The 19,250-nt window shown below is 64.1% G+C and carries 18 protein-coding genes and 1 pseudogene; 7 read left to right on the forward strand and 12 right to left on the reverse strand.

Translation table 11 applies throughout. The features are described from left to right. Positions 1-185: 185 nt before the first annotated feature. Positions 186-2,026: pseudogene (locus tag NKI46_RS29045) on the forward strand (ATP-dependent helicase); the annotation flags it as partial. Between the two features lie 318 nt (positions 2,027-2,344). Here NKI46_RS29045 and NKI46_RS29050 read toward each other — a convergent pair. From NKI46_RS29050 to NKI46_RS29070, 5 genes are all read right to left on the reverse strand, one after another. After that, positions 2,345-3,385, reverse strand: coding sequence for an ABC transporter permease (locus NKI46_RS29050; RefSeq protein WP_352749265.1), 1,041 nt, complete (start codon positions 3,383-3,385; stop codon positions 2,345-2,347). Continuing rightward, the gene (locus NKI46_RS29055) at positions 3,382-4,179 is read right to left on the reverse strand and encodes an ATP-binding cassette domain-containing protein (protein ID WP_023668308.1); all 798 of its coding nucleotides are present in this window, start codon (positions 4,177-4,179) and stop codon (positions 3,382-3,384) included. The genes NKI46_RS29050 and NKI46_RS29055 overlap by 4 nt, the downstream gene beginning before the upstream one ends. Before the next feature lie 86 nt (positions 4,180-4,265). Continuing rightward, positions 4,266-5,279: a substrate-binding domain-containing protein gene (locus tag NKI46_RS29060; protein WP_352749268.1), complete on the reverse strand. Its 1,014-nt coding sequence runs from the start codon at positions 5,277-5,279 to the stop codon at positions 4,266-4,268. A 116-nt stretch (positions 5,280-5,395) separates the two neighbouring features. Continuing rightward, on the reverse strand, positions 5,396-6,304 hold the full coding sequence (locus NKI46_RS29065; protein ID WP_352741291.1) for a sugar phosphate isomerase/epimerase family protein: 909 nt from the start codon (positions 6,302-6,304) through the stop codon (positions 5,396-5,398). After that, positions 6,301-7,332 (reverse strand): Gfo/Idh/MocA family protein, encoded by a 1,032-nt coding sequence (locus tag NKI46_RS29070; RefSeq protein WP_352749270.1) that lies wholly within the window; start codon positions 7,330-7,332, stop codon positions 6,301-6,303. The genes NKI46_RS29065 and NKI46_RS29070 overlap by 4 nt, the downstream gene beginning before the upstream one ends. A 194-nt stretch (positions 7,333-7,526) precedes the next feature. Between NKI46_RS29070 and NKI46_RS29075 the strand changes: the two genes are divergently transcribed. Beyond that, positions 7,527-8,552, forward strand: coding sequence for a LacI family DNA-binding transcriptional regulator (locus NKI46_RS29075; protein ID WP_023697001.1), 1,026 nt, complete (start codon positions 7,527-7,529; stop codon positions 8,550-8,552). A gap of 27 nt (positions 8,553-8,579) precedes the next feature. Here NKI46_RS29075 and NKI46_RS29080 read toward each other — a convergent pair whose 3' ends face one another. Continuing rightward, complete coding sequence (locus tag NKI46_RS29080) at positions 8,580-8,894, reverse strand: ferritin family protein (RefSeq protein ID WP_023712452.1); 315 nt, start codon at positions 8,892-8,894, stop codon at positions 8,580-8,582. A gap of 224 nt (positions 8,895-9,118) precedes the next feature. On the opposite strand from NKI46_RS29080, the gene NKI46_RS29085 reads away from it, so the two are divergent. Beyond that, on the forward strand, positions 9,119-10,594 hold the full coding sequence (locus tag NKI46_RS29085; protein ID WP_352749274.1) for an esterase-like activity of phytase family protein: 1,476 nt from the start codon (positions 9,119-9,121) through the stop codon (positions 10,592-10,594). Between the two features lie 78 nt (positions 10,595-10,672). On the opposite strand, the gene NKI46_RS29090 is transcribed toward NKI46_RS29085, so the two are convergent. Next, positions 10,673-11,461, reverse strand: a complete 789-nt coding sequence (locus NKI46_RS29090) for a L,D-transpeptidase (protein WP_023668302.1) — start codon at positions 11,459-11,461, stop codon at positions 10,673-10,675. A gap of 198 nt (positions 11,462-11,659) precedes the next feature. Here NKI46_RS29090 and NKI46_RS29095 point away from each other — a divergent pair, with 198 nt between their 5' ends. After that, on the forward strand, positions 11,660-13,132 hold the full coding sequence (locus NKI46_RS29095; protein WP_023739847.1) for an MATE family efflux transporter: 1,473 nt from the start codon (positions 11,660-11,662) through the stop codon (positions 13,130-13,132). Positions 13,133-13,135: 3 nt separating this feature from the next. Here the strand turns inward: NKI46_RS29095 and NKI46_RS29100 are convergent, their stop codons facing one another. Beyond that, positions 13,136-14,344 carry an MFS transporter gene (locus NKI46_RS29100; protein ID WP_352460243.1) on the reverse strand — a complete coding sequence of 403 codons (1,209 nt, stop codon included), beginning with the start codon at positions 14,342-14,344 and terminating at the stop codon, positions 13,136-13,138. 153 nt (positions 14,345-14,497) lie between these two features. Here NKI46_RS29100 and NKI46_RS29105 point away from each other — a divergent pair, with 153 nt between their 5' ends. Further along, positions 14,498-15,073: a TMEM175 family protein gene (locus NKI46_RS29105; protein ID WP_023668299.1), complete on the forward strand. Its 576-nt coding sequence runs from the start codon at positions 14,498-14,500 to the stop codon at positions 15,071-15,073. Positions 15,074-15,085: 12 nt separating this feature from the next. Here NKI46_RS29105 and NKI46_RS29110 read toward each other — a convergent pair whose 3' ends face one another. Further along, complete coding sequence (locus tag NKI46_RS29110; protein ID WP_023668298.1) at positions 15,086-15,367, reverse strand: hypothetical protein; 282 nt, start codon at positions 15,365-15,367, stop codon at positions 15,086-15,088. A 131-nt stretch (positions 15,368-15,498) separates the two neighbouring features. Here NKI46_RS29110 and NKI46_RS29115 point away from each other — a divergent pair, with 131 nt between their 5' ends. Then, on the forward strand, positions 15,499-16,365 hold the full coding sequence (locus NKI46_RS29115) for an SDR family NAD(P)-dependent oxidoreductase (protein WP_023682121.1): 867 nt from the start codon (positions 15,499-15,501) through the stop codon (positions 16,363-16,365). A 26-nt stretch (positions 16,366-16,391) separates the two neighbouring features. On the opposite strand, the gene NKI46_RS29120 is transcribed toward NKI46_RS29115, so the two are convergent. The 3 genes from NKI46_RS29120 to NKI46_RS29130 all read right to left on the reverse strand — a co-directional run bounded on the left by NKI46_RS29120 (position 16,392) and on the right by NKI46_RS29130 (position 18,426). Then, a complete protein-coding gene (locus NKI46_RS29120) occupies positions 16,392-16,823 on the reverse strand; it encodes a low affinity iron permease family protein (RefSeq protein WP_023750938.1) in 432 nt (143 codons plus the stop codon). Between the two features lie 382 nt (positions 16,824-17,205). Continuing rightward, positions 17,206-17,847, reverse strand: coding sequence for an LbetaH domain-containing protein (locus NKI46_RS29125; RefSeq protein ID WP_023733062.1), 642 nt, complete (start codon positions 17,845-17,847; stop codon positions 17,206-17,208). 60 nt (positions 17,848-17,907) lie between these two features. Continuing rightward, positions 17,908-18,426, reverse strand: coding sequence for a CreA family protein (locus tag NKI46_RS29130; RefSeq protein ID WP_023753104.1), 519 nt, complete (start codon positions 18,424-18,426; stop codon positions 17,908-17,910). A 182-nt stretch (positions 18,427-18,608) separates the two neighbouring features. Here NKI46_RS29130 and NKI46_RS29135 point away from each other — a divergent pair, with 182 nt between their 5' ends. Further along, positions 18,609-19,184 carry an SCO family protein gene (locus NKI46_RS29135; RefSeq protein ID WP_023697009.1) on the forward strand — a complete coding sequence of 192 codons (576 nt, stop codon included), beginning with the start codon at positions 18,609-18,611 and terminating at the stop codon, positions 19,182-19,184. Positions 19,185-19,250 lie beyond the last annotated feature (66 nt).

Here is a 19,250-nt window from a genome sequence, read left to right on the forward strand (position 1 = left end):
TCTTCCACTCGCACGCCGCCGATGACTCCTCTGAGTTCTTTTCTGGGCTGGCCTCCATAGGTCCTCCCCCCCCTGGCGCGGGCCCCCCCCCCCCCCCCCCCCCCCCCCCCCGCGGGGGGGGGGGGGCAGCGCCGGCGCCAGTCACCCCTCCCCGCCGCTTCGCGGCGACCCTCCCCATCCAGGGGAGGGTAAAGCGCGATCGGCCGAAGGCCGCAAGCCCGACCGGGCATCCGAGCCGTTGCGAGGCGACTCCCGCGACGCCGAAGGCGCGCAAAAAAGAGGGGGCGGAGGGCCTGCGCCGGCAGGCGCGGAACGGCCCGTGAGCGAAAACAAAGTCAACATCTGCTGCGTCGGCGACGACGACCAATCGATCTATGGCTGGCGTGGCGCCGAGGTCGACAACATCCTGCGCTTCGACAAGGATTTCCCGGGCGCCACCATCATCCGGCTGGAACGCAACTACCGCTCGACGGCGCACATCCTCGGCACCGCCTCGCACCTCATCGCCCACAATGAGGGTCGCTTCGGCAAGACGCTGTTCACCGAGAAGGTCGCCGAGGACGACGAGAAGGTGCATGTCCACGCCGCTTGGGATTCCGAGGAGGAAGCGCGCGCCGTCGGCGAAACCATCGAGACCTACCAGCGTGCCAAGCACAATCTCAACGACATGGCCATCCTGGTCCGCGCCTCCTTCCAGATGCGCGAATTCGAAGACCGCTTCGTCACGCTCGGCCTCAATTACCGCGTCATCGGCGGCCCGCGTTTTTATGAGCGCATGGAAATCCGCGATGCGCTGGCCTTCTTCCGCGTCGTCGCGCAGGGCGCCGACGACCTCGCCTTCGAGCGCATCGTCAATGTCCCCAAGCGCGGCCTGGGTGAAGCCACCATCCGGCAGATCCACGACACGGCGCGGAGCTTGCGCATCCCGATGCTGGAGGCCGCGGCCAAGCTCGCGGAAAGCGATGAGCTGAAGCCCAAGCCGCGCGCGGCCTTGCGCGAAGTGGCGGCCAATTTCGAGCGCTGGCAGAAGGCGCTGGAAACCACGCCACACACCGAGCTCGCCGAGACCATTCTGGAGGAGAGCGGCTACACCGACATGTGGAAGAACGACCGTTCGGTCGAGGCGCCGGGCCGGCTGGAAAACCTGAAAGAGCTGATCCGCTCGATGGAGGAATATGAATCGCTGCGCTCCTTCCTCGAGCATGTCGCGCTGGTCATGGACGCCGAGCAGAACGCCGAGCTTGACGCCGTCAACATCATGACGCTGCATTCGGCCAAGGGCCTCGAATTCGAGACCGTGTTCCTCCCCGGCTGGGAGGAAGGCCTGTTTCCGCACCAGCGCGCGCTGGACGAAGGCGGCCGCTCCGGCCTGGAGGAAGAGCGCCGTCTCGCCTATGTCGGCCTGACCCGGGCCAAGAAGAACCTGCATCTGTGGTTCGTCTCCAACCGCCGCATCCACGGCCTGTGGCAATCGACCATCCCGTCGCGCTTTCTGGACGAACTGCCGGAAGCCCATGTCGAGGTCGCCGAAAGCGGCAACTCCTATGGCGGCTACGGCAATTCCTATGGCGGCGGTTCTTTCGCGTCGGGCCGTGGCGGCCAGGGCGCAGGACGGCAGAACCCTTACGGCGCCTCGCGCTTCGACAATGTCGGTGCGGAAAAATCCGGCGCCTTTTCCAACACCTATGCGACGCCGGGCTGGCAGCGCGCGCAGGCCAACCGCACCGAGGCGACCGACCGCAACTGGGGCTCGCGCTCCGGCCACCAGGTCGAGCGCATCGGCTATGGCGAGACCGACAGCGGCTACGGCGCCGGCCGTACCTCGGTCAAAGGCCGCACCATCGACGGCGAACTGGTCGCCAAATCCGTCGCCGACACGCCGTCGCCCTTCAGCGTCGGCGACCGCGTCTTCCACCAGAAATTCGGCAACGGCAACATCTCCAACATCGAAGGCAACAAGCTGACCATCGACTTCGACAAGGCCGGCCAGAAACGCGTGCTCGACGGGTTCGTCGCGGCGGTGTGAGCGCCCGCTTGTCCTGTTGTCCTACAAGCGACCACATTGTTGTAGTCTGGCGGAGCCCTCCCCGCCTCGTCATCCACGGGCGGAGCAAGGAGCGTAGCGACGCAGCGTAGACCCGAGGATCCATCCCGCGTCTTCAACGCGTTGCCACGGTGCGGAATCCTGCGCAGCTGCACTCCAAGGTCGCGGAATGGATTCCAGGGTCTACGCGACGGAGCTTCGCTCCTGCTCCGCCCTAGAATGACGAAGCGACGGGCGTCTGCCCAGTCGTCGGGGCATGCGGTCCGCAACATGAGCGTCCCCGTCAATTTAGCCCGCCCCTCACCTGTACCGCGCCTGGTTCCACTTGTGCCCCAGCAGCGACAGGATGATGATCAGCCCGTTGAAGAACTGGACGTAGAAGCCGCTCAGGCCCGCCGCCACGACGCCGGTCTGGATGAACGACACGGTGACCGCGCCGATCGCTCCACCGGCAACCGTACCGATGCCGCCCCAGGTCGGCGTGCCGCCGACGAACACCGAAGCCAGCACCGGCAAGAGATAGCCGTCGCCCGCGGTCGGCCACCAGGTGAAGTTGATCATCACCGAAAACGTGCCGGCGATCGCGGCCCCGATGCCGGTGAAGATGAACACTTTCACCCGCACACGCTTGACGTCGATGCCCATCTGCTGGGCGCTGTCGGGGTTGTCGCCGACGACCCTCACCTGCGCGCCGAAGCGGTGCCGGTTGTAGAGCATTGCCGACAAAATTACGAAGGCGAGTGCCCAGAAGACCTGTACCGGAAAACCCCCCACCTGACCGGAGAAGATGGTGTACGCCCAGCTGTCGCTGAGACCGGTCAATGCCGTCGATCTGCCCTCGTTGATGATCTGGATCAGTCCCCGCAGCAGGAAATTCATGCCGAGGGTGGCGATCAGCGACGACAGCCCGCCATAAACGACCAGGGATCCGACGAGAAAGCCGAGCAGCGTGCCGGTGAGAATCGCCGCTGCGATGCCGAGAAACGGATCGTAGCCGGCCTGCACCACCAGCGCGAACACCCAGGAGGCAAAGCCCATGGTTGCGGGAAACGACAGGTCGATCTCGCCGCAGGTGACGACGAAGACCAGCGGCACCACCACGAACAGCGCAACGGGCAGCGTGGTCAGCACGGATCTGTAGAGATACCAGGTGGTGAACACGGTTGGGTTGGCGATCAGGAACGCCGCCATCATGATGATGAACACGGCGAGCGTGCCGAGCGCTGCGCGGTTGTCGATGACGAAACCGCGCAGCCAGTGGTCGGACGGGTGCTTCCACTCAGGTCGGGCCGCCTTGCCGCCAAGAGGGCTCTGCAGATCGGGTTCCATGGTCTTGCTCATCGTGCTGCCCTCTCCGCGTCGCCGGCCTCGTGCAGCCCCGGCAATCCGCCGGGATGCGCAACGTCTTCCATGAAGTTGATCAGCTCTTCGGCCGACTTGACCTCGGTGCGATCGGCGGTCAGCGCCACCTTGCCGCGGTCAATCACAACGAAGCGGTCGGCGATGTCGAAGACGTGATGGATGTTGTGGCCGATGAACAGGATCGAGCGCCCGCTCGCCCGCACCTGGCGCACGAAATGGAAGACCTTGGCGGTCTCGGTCAGCGACAGCGCCGTCGTCGGCTCGTCGAGGATGATCAGCTCCGCCTGCTTGTAGATGGCGCGCGCGATCGCCACGCCCTGGCGCTCGCCGCCCGAGAGCTGGCCGACGATCGAGTGCGGCGTGAACACCTTCGAGGTGAAGCCGATCTCGCGCATCAGCCGGCTCGCCTCCTCTATCTCTTTATTGACCTTCAGAAAGCCCATGAAGCCGGTGAGTTCGCGGCCCATGAAGATGTTGCGCACAATGGTCTGCTGCACGGCCAGCGCCCGATCCTGGAAGACCGTCTCGATGCCGGCGTCGCGCGAGCGTGCCGCACTCCAGCCGGTCACCGGCTTGCCGCGCACCAGGATCTCGCCGCTGGTCGGCTTGACGACGCCGGACAGGATCTTGATCAGCGTCGATTTGCCGGCGCCATTGTCGCCGATCAGGCCAACCACCTCGCCGCGGTCGACCGAGAGATTGACCCCGCCCAGCGCATAGACCTGGCCATAGGATTTGCTGATGTCGCGCAGTTCGATGATGCGTTCGGCCATGGCGATCCTCGCTCCTGTGGTATCATCCCGGCCTGGTGCCGGCGGTCCTGCCGGCCGGGCTTGCGCCCAGCCGGCAGTTTGGGAGGTCAGCGCAGCGCCTGCTTGGCGAGCTCGGCGACGATCTCGTAATTTTGCGGCGTCACGAAACCGGCGCCGGTGTCGACATTCATCGGCGCCAGGCCCAGCACCACCTGCTGGCAAAGGCTGAGGATCGGCAGATAGCCTTGCAGGAACGGCTGCTGATCGGCCGTCAGCTGCACCCAGCCGCCCTTGAACGCCTCGACGATCTGCGGGCTGGTATCGAAGCCGAAGTTGAAGATGTCGCCGGGCTTGCGTCCCGCCGCCTGCATGTAGGTGGCGACGTTGCCCAGCATCTGGCCGCCGGGATAGCCGACCGCCTTGACGTCGGGATTGTTGAGCAGGGCCGCGGTGATCACCGGTATCGCCAGATTGGGGTCGGACGCCCATTCGCCGCTCGGCGGCGACGACAGCTGGATGACCTCGACGCCGGCTTCCTTGAGTGCTGCCACCGTGCCGCGCTCGCGCGCGCCGCGGGCCTCGTTCTCGAACGGACCGATCATGATTGCCTTGTCGCCGGACTTGAGCTTCCCGAGCTTGAACGCCTCAGTGCCGAGCGCGCGGCCCTGCTGCTCCTGCTGGGCGCCGACATAGCCGCCGCCGAACGCAGCCACCACCGTCGGCACCGGCACGTTCTGGTACATCATCTTGATACCGTCCTTGTGCGCCTGTTCGGCCAGCGGCATGATCGCGGCGTCGCCGGGATGGCCCATCATGGCAATGCCGTTGGGCTTCACGGCGACGGCCTCGCGCAATTGCTGAACCATCTTCTCGACGTCCCACTGCGAGAAGATGTAGTCGACCTTGGGTCCGAGATCGGCCGCCGCCTGCTTGGCGCCATTATAGACGATGGTGCCGAAAGCGTCGCCCTCGGCGCCGCCGACGAAAAAGCGGATGTGGACATCCTTGCACCACTGGGCGTCGAGCGCCTGCGCCGGCAGAGTGGAGATGGCGGCGCATAGCGCCGTGGCGGCGGCCACGACGGTCGAGCGCAGAAGTGTCGTTCTCATTGCGATGCTCATGCACGTTCCTCCCTTTTGTCCTCGGTGAGCCGAGGGGTTTCGTCATTCGCCTGTCGGCAGTGCTTGTCGGCAGTGCTTGGCAATCTGTCAGGCCGGCTCCTCCCACCGGCCCTCGGTCACGCCGGGTTCGGCAGGTAGGTCGCTCCTCCCCGGCATTGCTTGAGGTATTCCAGCCCGCGCACCTGACCTGTGATTTCGAGGTCGCCGCGATAGACCGGGTCGTGCCAGCCCTCGATGTCGATGGCGCCCTTGTAACCGGCCAGCCGCAATTCGCTGATCACCCGCGTCCAGTCGCTGTCGCCAAAACCGGGCGTGCGCATCTGCACGAAGGGCAGCTTGCCGAACACGCCGTGCTCGCGGATGACATCCCAGCGCACCGTCGCGTCCTTGCCATGGACATGGAAGATGCGCGGCGCCCATTTGCGGATCTGCGGCATCGGATCGATGAGGTAGACCAGCTGATGGCAGGGCTCCCATTCCAGGCCGAGATTCTCGTCGGGCAATTCGTTGAACATCAGCTCCCAGGCGTCCGGATTGTGGGCGATGTTCCAGTCACCGGCCGCCCAGTTGCCGTCCATGGCGCAATTTTCGAAGGCAATGCGCACGCCCTTGTCGGCGGCGCGTTTGGCCAGCGGCCCCCAGACCTCACGGAAGCGCGGCAGGCTGTCGGTCAGCTTCTTGCCGCGCAGGCGGCCGGTGAAGCCGCTGACCGTCGAGGCGCCGAACAGATGCGCATTGTCGATCACCGTTTCCCAGGCCGCGAGCACGCCGCGATCGACCTCGCCATCCTCCAGCGGATTGCCGAACACACCGATCGACGACACGACGACATCGGCATCGCCGATCGCCTCGCGGATCTCGCCGGCGAGCCGCGGCAAATCCTTGCCGCCCAGCGTCTGCCAGAAGAAGGGCTGGATGCTCTCGAAGCCGAGCGGCAGAATCTCTTTGATGTAGGCGGCCGGGTCTTCGAGATTGGCCCGCACCATGGTGCCGATCCGGATGTCGAGAAGCGGGTTTGGCATCATGATGCTTCCTGTGTGATTGCGACGCGCCGTCCGGTCTCGGCGCTTTCGATGGCGCCAAAAACCATGGCCAGGCTTTTGATGTTGTCGCTGCCACGCGTTTCCGGCTCGCTGCCGGTCTCGATGGCGTGGATGAAATCCTTGATGATGCCGAGATGACCGCCGATGCGGTCGGCGGGATCGAGCGGCGGCACTGTGATGGGTTGGGTCAGGTCGAACAGGCCGTCGCGGACCGACAACACAACCTCGGCCTTCAGCCCGTCCTCGCCGTCCCAGAGCAGGCTGCCGTGCTCGGCGACGATGCGCCATGTGCTCTCCCAACTGGTGCGGAAGCCCGCCGCGCACCAGGAGCCTGCATAGGTGAACACCTTGCCGCCGCCGAGATCGAAGATAGCGCTGGCCGACGATCCCTGCCGGTACCAGGAATTCGCCGGCTCCCATTCCTGGCAAAAGACGCCGGCGGGATCGCCGCCGACCATGTAGCGGGCGGCGTCGAAAGTATGGATCGCCATGTCGAGCAAAAGCACATGCGCCATCTCCTCGCGGAAGCCGCCGAAATGCGGCGCGACGAAGAAATCGGCATGGATGCTGGTTGGCTTGCCGATGGCGCCGGAGTCGAGAAAGCGCCTGATGCGCCGGACATTGGCGACGTAGCGGCGGTTCTGCACCACGGCATGAACGCGCCCTGCCTGGCGCGCCGCGTCGACAATGGCGCGGGCATTTTCCGGAGTATCGGCGAGCGGCTTTTCGGTGAGCAGATGGCAATGATGGGCAAAGGCGGAAAAGGCGACGTCGCGGCGGGCGGCGGGAACCACGACATCGAACACCGCTTGCGGTTTGGTCTGGTCGAGAACCTGATCGAGGCTGGTGCCGATGACGACGCTATCGAGCCCGTATTCGCGTGCCCTCGCCCGCGCCCGTTCGGCGTCGAGATCGACAAGGCCGACAATGGCGAGCCCGTCGATCTGCCTCGCGGCATCGAGCCAGGCCTTGCTCATCGCACCACAGCCGACGAGGACGGCATTCATCATCCGGCATTCCTCCCGTCCGGTCCCTCCAGACCGAATGTCACGGCATTTCCGGCATCACCGTAAACGTTTCTCCGTAAACGTTTACGAGAACACACCCGATGGCGTAGAATGTCAATCGGCTGCCAGCGAAAATCATCCCGAAGCCTTGGCCTGGGCGGCAGCCGGTGCTAGCCAAGACAGGGGGAGAACTGTCCTTGGCGTCCAGCATCCATGACCTTGCGCGTCACCTGAACATTTCGATCGGCACCGTGTCGCGGGCGCTGAACGGCCGCGCCGACGTCAATGCCGACACCCGCCAGCGCGTGCTCGCCGCCGCCAAGCAATTGAACTATTCGCCCAACCAGTCCGGCCGCAGTCTGCGGCAAGGCACCACCCATTCGATCGCCTTCATGCTGCAGCCGCATCCGGGCGACCAGCAATATGGCGAACCGTTCTTCATCCCGTTCCTGATCGGTCTGCAGGGCCGACTGGCCGAGGATGACCTGGATCTGATGGTCGTCATGGGCGAGCCCGGCCAATATCAGCAGGAGAGGCTGCGCCGCGTGGTTGAGACGCGCCGGGCCGACGCGGTCGTGTTGGCCAATACACGGCGGGAAGACGATCGGATCGACTATCTCAGCAAGGCTGGCTTTCCCTTCGCCACGCTTGGCCGAAGTCAATCCGGCGACGACACCTATCCTTCGCTCGATATCGATTTCGAGAGGGCGGGTGATGAAGCCGTCGACCGGCTGGTCGCGCGCGGCCACCGCCGCATTGCCGCCATCCGCCCTTCGCTGGATCTCAACTTCGGCTACCTGTTCCTCGACGGCTACCGCAAGGCGCTGGGGCGGCATGGCATCGAAGTCGACCCCGGCCTGATCGCCGACGGCTTCATCAACGAGGCCGGAGGCTACCAGGTGACGCCGCGCGTGATGCTCTCCAAGGACCGGCCCACAGCCATCATCTTCAACAATGACGCAATGGCGCTCGGCGGCTGCAAGGCACTGGCCGAGATGGGCATCAGGCCCGGCCACGACATCGCGGTGATCGTCATCGTCGACACGCCGCTCTGCCGTTATTTCTCGCCGGCGCTGACCGCCTTCCGTCCGTCGCTGGAGCCGATGGGCCGGCGGCTGGCCGAAATGCTGCTGGCCTCGCTTCCCGCCTTTGCCGGCCCGGAAGGTCCGCGCATCATCCGCGAAGTCTGGCCGCTGGAGCTGATCGCCCGCGACAGCGATTGATCCGCCGCGGAGGAAGGCCGGCGGGCCTCAATCCACCTTCTTCTCGCCCCGCTCGCCGGCCTTGACGATGTCGCCGGTGGTGAACAGGATTTCCTTCAGTTCCGTGCGCCAGTCTTTCTTCTGGCGCAGCAGGAATTCCAGATCCATGCCGAAATGCTTGAACTCCTCGCCTTGCGCGTTCTTCATGATCGCCTTGGCCTGAGGGTCTTTCTCGACCGACATGCGCTGTTCGTACCAGCTGATCGCCTCGGCCTCTTCGATCAACGAGGTGATCATGCGGGCAAAGGTCCGCACCTCCTGCGTCAGTTCTTCCGGTGGCTCGTGATACTGATCGAAACCCATTTATCCCTCCTGGGCCCGGGGCTCGACCGGCCATCGCAGGCGACGCTTGGGCTCGCGTGCAACGGATCAGGCTGGAAAATGGTTCCGGAGCGCGTGCGACACGGTCTGTCACGCAACTATCATCTTCGCGTCCTAGACCGCTCATCGGTGGGCGCGGCATCGTCGATTGCGGCGGCTTCGTCATCCGGCCGTTCCGGCCCGTTCCGTCACAAAGAGGTTATCCCATGAAAAATCTGCACCGAACCGTGTCGCTCGGCGCCGCATTGGCGCTGTTTAGCGCCCTGACCCCTGCCCTTGCCGACAGCACCGCCACCGTTGGCGGCTTCGTCAACAAGGGCCTGGTCGGCGTCGGCCGCATTCCGGCCGATCAGAAGGACAAGTTCGGCGAGACCTTCGGCTCCGGCTCCGGCATGTCGATCGACGCCGCAAGCTGGACCCATGGCGCGGATGGCTACAAGGGTTCGCTGTGGCTGCTGCCGGATCGCGGCTACAATGTCGTCGGCACCACCGACTACCGGCCGCGGCTCAACACTATTCGCATCGAGTTCACGCCGACCGCACTGGGCGCCACGCCCACCGCCGGCCAGGAAAGGACCGGCGTCAAGGCGACGCTAGCCGATTCCCTGCTGCTCACCGACGACAAGGGCGCAGACGCCACCGGTCTCGATCCGCTCAACGGCTTGCGCGCGGCCAATGGCGACCTGCCGATCCTGCCCGAGGCCAATGGCAAGCTGGCGCTCGACAATGAGGCGATCGCGCGGCTGCCCGACGGCACCATGTTCATCTCTGACGAATACGGCCCCAACATCTACCGCTTCTCGGCCGACGGCCATCTGTTGTCGGCAACGCAGCCGCCCGCCGCTTTGGTGCCGATGCGCAAGGGCGCGCCGAACTTCGCCTCCGACAATCCGGGCCCCGGTGCAGCCGAACCCGATCCGAAGGATCCCGAAACCGGCCGCCAGAACAATCAAGGCCTCGAAGGCATGGCGCTGACGCCGGACGGCAAGTCGCTGATTACTGTGCTGCAGTCGGCGCCCCGCCAGGATGGCGGCGATTCGCCCGCGACGCGCCAGAACACCCGCGCGCTGGTCTACGACGCCTCCGACCCGGCCCATCTCAAGCTGGTGCATGAATATGCCGTGCCGCTGCCGGTGTTCAAGGACGCCAAGGACAAGACCAAGGTCGCCGCGCAGAGCGAAATCGTGGCGCTGTCCGACAAGACCTTCCTGATGCTGGCGCGCGACAGCGGAAACGGCCAGGGGGTGAAGGGCGATACTTCGCTGCTGCGCCAGATTTTCGTCGTCGACGTCTCTGGCGCCACCGACATTGCCGGCGGCGCCTTCGATGCCGCCGACAAGCCGCTGGCGCCCAAGGGCGTGCTCGACCCCTCGGTGACGCCGGCCAAGCTGACGCCGTTCATCGACATCAACGACAACAAGGAACTCGGCCGTTTCGGCCTGCATGACGGCAAGCCCAACGACAAGAACAATCTGTCGGAGAAGTGGGAAGCAATGTCGGTGGTCAGCGTGCTCGATCCGGCGCTGCCCGACGACTATTTCCTGTTCGTCGGCAACGATAACGACTTTCTCACCGAGGACGGTTTTCAGGTCGGCGCGCCCTACAAGGCCGAAGACGGCGCCGATGTCGACACCATGTTCCTGGTCTATCAGGTCACGCTTCCGGGCCTCGCCAAGAAGTAGCCGTATACGGAGAGGCGGACGCGCCCGGCGCGTCCGCCTCTAACCGTTTGTCGGCGATCAGCGATGCCGTGAAGGCACCTATTTCAAAATCTCCGCATCCCTTGGCACGCCGGCATCGATCGGCTCGGCGGTCCGGCTCGACACAGCCATGATCTTGCCCGCGGCCGACAGGTTCGGGCGCACATAGACCTGGGCTACGCCGTTGACCCGGCTGTAGAGGTCGATGATGTCCTGGTTCATGAAGCGCACGCAGCCCGACGACGCGTTCTTGCCGATGGAATCCCATTCCGGCGTGCCGTGCAGCCGGTACATCGTGTCCTTGCCGTCGCGGAACAGATAGAGCGCGCGCGCGCCGAGCGGGCTCTGCGGTCCGGGCGGCATGCCGTCCTTGTATTTCGCCAGTTCCGGCCGGCGCTGGATCATTTCCGGCGGCGGCGTCCACACCGGCCATTTCTTGCGCGCCTGGATCACGGCGCTGCCGGTCCAGCCAAACCCGGCCTTGCCGAGGCTTACGCCATAGCGCATTGCCTTGCCGCCATCGCGCACCAGATAGAGAAAATGCTCGGATGTATCGACGACGATCGTGCCGGGTTTTTCGCCGGTCGGATCGTCCACGATCTGGCGCACGAACTTCGGATCGAGCTTGGCCACGGGGATTGCCGGCAATGAAAAGCCCTCATCGACGCGCGCCGAATACATGGTGGCGGCATCGCCCAGAGCCGGTTCGGGCGCCGGAGCGGGCGTTGGCGGCACCACGACGTCGGTCGTGGTGCAGGCTGAAAGCGCCATGGAAGCGGCACCCAAAGCGGATATTCCAAGAAACGCGCGCCGGTTCAGGCGCTCGGAAAAAAGCGGATTGTCGGACATGATCCCCCCAGCCTATTCATCATATCCAACAGGATATGCGACCCCACGCGGCGACGACCCATATCCCATTCCGAATGTTTTGAGAACTGATTAGCGTGAAGCCGCCAGGTGGCATGTTCCAATGCCGCATCGACCTTGTCCGTTAAATCGGCGATCATTGCCGGGCGGACTTTGAGATGAACCTTCGCCGAACAGCCCATGGACGAAAAAATACTACCGCGCCGGCGCACCGGCGATCTCACCAGCGGCCCAATCCCTCGCACGCTGCTGTTGTTCGCGCTTCCGGTGCTCGGTTCCAATGTGCTGCAGTCGCTCAACGGTTCGATCAACGCCGTCTGGGTCGGCCGCTTCCTCGGTGAATCGGCGCTGACGGCGACCTCAAACGCCAATCTGGTGCTGTTCCTGATTCTTGGCACCGTGTTCGGCATCGGCATGGCCGCCACCATCCTGGTGGCGCAATCGGTCGGCGCCCGCGACCTGCCCGAGGCGCGGCGCATCGTCGGCACCAGCGCCAGCTTCTTCTTCCTCGTCTCGGCTATCTTCGCCGTCTGCGGCTGGATCTGGGTCGACGCCATCCTCAACACACTGGGCACCCCGCCCGATGCGCTGCCGCTGGCGCGCTCCTATCTGCGCATCATCTTCGTCGCCGTGCCGATGATGAATCTTCTGTCCTTCGTCATGACGGTGCTGCGCGGTGCGGGTGATTCGCGCACGCCATTCTTCTTCATGGCGCTCGCCGTCGTGCTCGACATCATCCTCAATCCGCTGCTCATTCGCGGAATCGGCCCCTTCCCCGAGCTCGGCATCGCCGGCTCCGCCACCTCGACGCTGATCGGCCAGACGGTGAGCGTGATCGCCATCCTCGTCGTGCTTTATGCCAGAAAGCATCCGTTGCGGCTCGCCGGCGCGAACCTCGCTCTGCTGCGGCCGGATCCGGCGCTGCTCAGGATCGTCGTCTTCAAGGGCGTGCCGATGGGCCTGCAGATGATCGTCATTTCGGCGGCGGCGCTGACCGTGATGGGCATCGTCAACTCCTACGGCTCGCAGGTCGCCGCCGCCTATGGCATCGCGGCGCAGCTGTGGACCTATATCCAGATGCCTGCACTGGCGATCGGCGCCGCAGTCTCGTCGATGGCGGCCCAGAATGTCGGCGCAGGGCGGTGGGACCGCATCGGTCGGATCGCGGCGTCCGGCGTCGGCTTCAACCTGGTGCTCACCGGCGCCCTGGTGGCGCTGCTGTTCTTCTTCGACAGGCCGGTACTCGGCCTGTTCCTTAGCGGGGACAGCACCGCAATCGACATTGCAGCCCACATCAACAAGGTGGCGTCCTGGTCGTTCATCCTGTTCGGCGTCACCATCGTGCTGTTCGCGACCGTGCGCGCCACCGGTGCCGTGATGCCGCCGCTGATCATTCTGGTGATTTCCGTGATGGTCGTGCGTACCGGCTTTGCCTACTTCTTCAGGAGCTACATCGGCGAGGAAGCGCTGTGGTGGAGTTTTCCGGCGGGATCGATCACCTCGCTGGTGCTGGCCGCCGCCTATTATCGCTTCGGCCGCTGGCGCACCATGCACATGATCGAGGACCGGCCGGCCGCCGGCGAGCCGCCCGACACCGGCCTCGGCATCCCGCGCGGACGGGCAAACATGGCGCCCGGGACGCCAAGCGGGTGAGGCTCAGCGCGCGTATTTGACGCCGAACCCCAGCGCTACGACAGAGAACAGCGTGATCATACCGGCGAAGGCCAGGCTTGCCGTCGTCGGAGTGGCCCAACTCGACAGCAGCCCAATGCCGATCACCGGCAGCGCATTGCCGCAGAAGCAGCAGATGAAGAACGCCGACACCAATTCGGCGCGACGCTCGGCAGGTGCGATCTGGCTCACCACCTGCAGGCCGCCGCGATAGCCGAGCGCCGCCGCCACGCCGCACACAGCGGTGGCGGCAACCATCAGGGACATCGACGCGAAAAACTGAGCAGCAACCATCAGCCCTACGGCCGGGATCATCAGCGCCAGCGCGGCCAGCATGCCGGCGCGACTGGACAGTCGGGTCGTGGCCAGAATGGTCGCGGCCGCAACGATCGACAGTTCAAAGAACAGCCCGCCAGCCTCGGCATGGTTGGCCACATGCAGCTGCTGCGCCAGGATGCTCGGCGCCAGGGCTGCATAGAAGCCGACCAGCGCCATGGCGCCGAAGCCGGTGACGGCCGGCGCCACGAAAGCGGCGCGGATATCAGCGGGCACCGACAGCCGCGGCCGCAGCGAAACATCGGCCAGCCTTCCCGGCCGCGAAACGGTTTCCCTGGTGCGCCAGATCAACAGCGTCACCACCACGAGCAAGGCAAGATAGACCGCAAACGTTAGTCTCAACGGCCAGGGCGCATATTCGGCGAGCAGGCCCGATGCCAGCGCGCCGAGGCCAAGGCCAACGAAGTTGGTGCTGGTGGCGATGATTGCCGCGCGCGATTTGTCCTTACCCTCGATCAACTCGGCAAGCCAGGCCGTGCCGGTTCCCGCGCCGACGCCGATGCCAAGGCCGCTCAATATGCGGGCGACATCGAGCCATGCGACATTCTCGGCCAGCAGGAACACCACCGCGCTGACCACCGCTATGGCCATCGACGCCAGCGCCGCAGGACGGCGGCCAATGCCGTCGGACAAGCGCCCGAACATCAGCAATGCGCCGAGATTGCCGACGACATAGACGGCGTAGACCAGCGTCAGCGTGATCTGCGAGAAACCGAAGGCCTGCTTGTAGATGACGTAAAGCGGCGTCAGCACCGTGCTGCCGGCGAACAGCGCGGCGATCATGGCGGCAACCGCGGCCATCGCGGGCCGGCCATCGAGTCCGTTGTCGCGCGTCGTGGTCTCGGCATAGCTGGTCATGGCAACCTCCGGCCAATCGCCCAACGCCCAATTGCGCCCCAACGTCCATGTAAGGATGGCCGTTCCACGCGCCGAACTTCATCCTGACAACCTTGTCAGGATGGTCTTGCCCGAAATCCTCGCTTAACGTCTTTCCATCGAGAGGGAGAATCCATGGGAAAAGGTAGAGTCGAGGCATTCACCGATGGGGTGGTCGCCATCATCATCACCATCATGGTGCTGGAGCTGAAAGTGCCGCATGGCCAGGATTTTTCAGCGCTTCTGCCGCTGTGGCCGATCTTTTTCAGCTATGTCTTGTCGTTCATCAATGTCGGCATCTACTGGAACAATCTGCACAACATGTTCCACACCGTCCAAAGGGTCGACGGCCGCGTGCTGTGGGCCAACCTCAACCTTCTGTTCTGGTTGTCGCTGATGCCGGCAACGACGGCCTTCATGGGCGAGAACCATTTCGCGCCCGTCCCCGTCGCGGTCTATGGCATCGACCTGGTGCTGTGCGCGGTCGCCTACACCTTTCTCGCCACCAAGCTGCACCATTTGCACGGCAACGACACCGCCTTCGCCAAGGCGCTGGGCAATGACCGCAAGGGCAAGATCTCGGTGGCCCTCTACGCCGCAGCCGTCCCGCTTGCCTTCGTCAACCAATGGATCGGCGTTGCGATCTTCGTGCTGGTGGCCGCCGTCTGGTTCGTGCCGGACACGCGTTTTTCGCGGGTGCTGGAAAAGTAGCGTAGGACGTCTCTACTTGCGCATCGCCTTCAGCTTTTCGGCAACCGACGCCGCAAGGTCGGCATAGCGCTCCTCCAGCCGCTCGGCCGCCTTGATGATCGAAAAATCATGGCCGAATTTTTCCAGCGCCATGCGCAATTTCTCGACGAACTCGGCCTGTTTTTCGAGTGCCGAAAACAAGGTCTTCACCTGCGCTTCGCTTATGTCCGGATTGGCAAGCATCTGTGGCACCTCGCGGCCCATCTGGTCGCCGGTGGCGGTCTGCTCCTTCAGGATCGCAACCCAGTCGGTCAATCGGCAGTCTCCTGTTCAGCCGCAGCATGCACAGCCGCCGTTGATGCGGTCAACCCGAACACGCGGGACGGCCTTGCACGATGCGCGTCCCGCGCTAAGTTCGGCGCCACCCGAACCCTAGGAAAAAGATCATGACCTCCGACGCCGAAATCCAATCCGCTTTGCCCGCCCTCAGCCGAGGCAACGTCGCCGTCATCACCGGGGGCGCCAGCGGCATCGGGCTTGCCGCCGCCAAAAGGCTGGCGGCTATGGGCATGAGACTGGTGCTGGCCGACATTGGCGGCGCGCGCCTCGATGCGGCCCGCCAGGCAGTCGCCGCGATCGCCGGCGAGAATGCCGTGCTTGCGGTCGCCACAGACGTCTCGAAGGCCGACGAACTCGGCCGGCTGGCGGAAAAGACGCATGCCGCTTTCGGCGCCGTATCGCTGCTGATGAACAATGCCGGCGTCGGCAACAATCCGGGAAAACCGTGGGAGAACGGCGACGCCTGGAAGCGGCTGATCGACATCAATTTCTGGGGCGTCGTACATGGCGTCGAGGCCTTTGCGCCGGCCATGCTGGCCTCCGGAGAGCCGGGCCTGATCATCAACACCGGCTCCAAGCAAGGCATCACCACGCCACCCGGCAATCTCGCCTACAACGTATCCAAATCGGCATTGAAGACGTTCACCGAAGGCCTGGCGCACGCATTGCGCAACGAGCCGGGCGCGAAGGTCGCGGCGCATCTTCTCATTCCCGGCTTCACCTTCACCGGCCTCACCGAAGGAGCGGTCGAAAAACCCGCTGGCGCCTGGACCGGCGAGCAGGTGGTCGACTTCATGCTGGCTTCGCTGGCGCGCGGGGACTTCTACATCCTGTGCCCCGACAATGAGGTGATGCGGCCGACCGATGAAAAGCGCATGGCCTGGGCGATCGGCGACATCATCGAGAACCGGCCTGCTCTCTCGCGCTGGCACCCCGACCATAAGGACGCTTTCGCGGCCTTTATGGGAAACTGATCGTCGAACTCAGCCAAAGCCGAGACTCAGGCGGGCGCGCGTTTTTTCGCGGTGCGCTTTTGCGCGACGGCCTTCTTGCCCGCCAGTTCGGCGAGCTCGTGGTCATGGCGTTTTGCCGCCCGCTCGCATTTGTCTCTGATCTCCTCGACCTCGGATTCGGTCAGGTGCTCGATGCCGATGAAATGATTGTGGCCCTCGCTGACGCGGATCAGTTCGTCGAGCTTGGCCTGAACCGCGGCGCCGTCGCGGTTCTGGGTGTTCTGAATCAGGAACACCATCAAAAAGGTGATGATCGTCGTTCCCGTGTTGATGACGAGCTGCCACGTATCGGAGAAGCCGAAGAATGGCCCGCTTACCGCCCAGACGATAACGATGGCGCAACAGGCGATGAAAGTCGGCGGCAGGCCCGCCAAGTGCGAAACGGTGTTGGCGATTCTGGTAAACAGCTTTTCGATCATTCACATCCTCAACCGTTCAAAGCGCGACGAGCTGACCAAGGCCGCATTCATCGCTCCAACAATAAACAACCGGCAGCCGCTTCCGGTTCCCTGTCGCAGAGGGCATCGCTGGTGCAATTGTATGCACGCCAAAGGCGCAGCGCCGTGAAAAGCCGCCTTATCGGTTTGTTGCCATTAGTCACCATGCAGGCCAAAACCTGTTCCTTCCGCTTCACGGCGGATTTGTCTCCAAGCCCCTTCCGCTGCGCCACCCCCGCATGGCGGAAGGGGTCCGTTGCGTTGCCGCAGACCGGCGGAACTCTTCCCGACACGTGCCGTTCAGAATTTTGGCGCCAGGATTTCGGCCAGCCAGTCGATGAAACCGCGCACGCGCGGCGAGCTCTCAGGAATGCTCTTGCTCCCAACGATCGAGGAAATCCTCAATCGGCAAGGCCTGCATGTCGGGAACCGCTTTGGCGAGTTTCTCCGGCGGCCAGTCCCACCAGGCAAGGCTTTCGATCCGCGCCGCGATCTCGGAGGGAAAGCGCATGCGCAACGGCTTCGCCGGTACGCCGGCGACGATTGTGTAGGCCGGCACATCCCGCGTCACCACCGAATTGGCGCCGATGATGGCGCCATTGCCGATGCTGATCTCGGGCATGATGACGGCGCCATGGCCGATCCAGACATCATTGCCGATGCCGACCGCCTTGGCCTGCCGCCGCGCGCGGAACGCCGCGTCGACGCCCAGCCAGCGGAAATACTCGTTCGGCCGGTAGCTGAGCTTGTGCTGCGTGATCCGCTCGATCGGATGCTCCAAGGCATTGATGCGGCTGTTGGCGGCGATCGAGCAGAATTTTCCGATCGTCGTGTAGATCGCCTCGGCGTGGCGCTCGAAATAGGAGAAATCGCCGACATTGACCTCGCGCAGCACCACCCGTTCGCCGATCGAGGCATAGCGGCCAAGCTTGCACGCTTTCAGCTCCGCGGTCGAATGGATGCGCGGCTCGGGATCTTTCAGGACGAGGTTTTCGGTACGGTCCATCTGGCGGATTTACCCCCGCGCAATTGCGGAAGCAATTGTCGCGTTGCGCCCGGAGGATCGTTATTTCGGCTTGCCGCCGGTCCACACCACGTTCTGGCCGAACAGCGGCACGGTCGTCACCGACATTTTCGCCGAGCCGTCCTGCACTTGGCGCGAATGCGAGAGATAGATCAGCGTCTCGTTCTTCTTGTCGTAGATGCGGTTCACCACCTGCTTCTTCCAGATCAGGCTGATGCCTTGCTTGAACACCTCTTCGCCGCCCTCGCTCATGTCGATGTCGCCGATGGTGATCGGCCCGGTCTGGCGGCAGGAGATCGAGGAATCAGACGGATCCTCGAACCAGTTGCCCTTGTGCAGCCGGTCGATGACGCTGCGGTCGAAATAGGAGACATGGCAGGTCACGCCGTCGATCTTGGGATCCTTGATCGCCTCGACGATGATGTCGTTGCCGACCCAATCGACGCCGACCTTGCCGACTTCCTCTGCCGCTGCGGCACCGGCGCCAAGGGCAATGCATGCGGCCAGCGCGCCGCCGATCAGTTTCTGCCCAATCCGTCTCTGCCCAGTCCGTCTTTGCAAGGGAGCCTCCTCAGGTTCAGTTTGCCGGTCTCAGGTGGGATAAGGGCCAGCTGTTTGCAAGGTAGCGCCCAGCCCGGTTGCGGCAACGCGGCATCTTTGCCTTGCCCCCTGCGACCGGCTAAGACTGCCGGCAGAGAGGCGCCGATCCGGCGCTCGATGATTTCTGCTACGGACAATTCCTGATGATGCGTTCAATTCTGGTCGGCATTCTCGTTCTGATGGCGGCGGGCATCGGCTGGCTCACCTTTGACTTCTATCGCGGCCACTATGGTGGCGAACCGTATGGCGCGCCATTCACGCTGGTCGACCAGAAAGGCGCGCCAATCACCGAAGCCGCCTTCCGGGGAAAACCCAGCATCGTCTTCTTCGGCTTCACCCATTGCCCGGAAGTCTGCCCGACCACTTTGTTCGAAATGGCCGGCTGGCTGAAGACGCTGGGCGACGACGGCAAGAACCTCAACGCCTACTTCGTTACCGTCGATCCAGAGCGCGACACGCCGCCTGTGATGAACACTTACGTCAGCAATTTCTCCGACCGCATCGTCGGCATATCGGGCGATCCCGACAAGGTGCACGCCATGGCGAAGTCCTTCAACATCTACTGGAAGAAGGTCGACACCGGCGACGGCGATTACACGATGGACCACACCGCCTCCGCGCTGCTGCTCAACGCCAAGGGCGAGTTTTCGGGCACCATAGCCTATGGCGAAAGCGCCGATACCGCTATCGCCAAGCTGAAGCGGCTGGCGGCAGGCTAGGCATGATCCCGAAACGTGGATTCCGGTTTTCTCGGACAGAAAAGTGTTGTCCAGAGATCATGCTCA

This window comes from Mesorhizobium sp. M0615, from assembly GCF_040320805.1.
In the GTDB taxonomy this organism is placed as follows: domain Bacteria; phylum Pseudomonadota; class Alphaproteobacteria; order Rhizobiales; family Rhizobiaceae; genus Mesorhizobium.